We start from the raw sequence: 249 nt of genomic DNA on the forward strand, positions 1-249 counted from the left end.
CAATACAACATCAGGACCAACTGTATTGCGCCAGGTTTTATAAAGACCAAAATGACCGCCAAGGCACTTGACTCCGACCCTCCACGGAAGGAAAAAGTCTTCTCAAGAACGCCGATGGGGAAAATGGGACTACCAGAGGATATCGCGGATGCGGTATACTTTATGTGCTCCGACCAAGCAAAATTTATTACAGGGACAGTGCTTCCCGTTGATGGTGGAAACAGTATTGGGTTTTGAGCAGAAACGAAT

1 protein-coding gene is annotated in these 249 nt (G+C 46.6%); it reads left to right on the forward strand.

Features of this window, described 5'->3' with window-relative positions; all coding sequences use genetic code 11:
- The coding region (locus tag SB754_RS21995; protein WP_410784424.1) for an SDR family NAD(P)-dependent oxidoreductase at positions 1-237 on the forward strand (237 nt) is incomplete at its 5' end.
- Positions 238-249 lie beyond the last annotated feature (12 nt).

Origin of the sequence: Leifsonia sp. SIMBA_070, assembly GCF_046534635.1 — a bacterium.
In the GTDB taxonomy this organism is placed as follows: domain Bacteria; phylum Actinomycetota; class Actinomycetes; order Actinomycetales; family Microbacteriaceae; genus Leifsonia.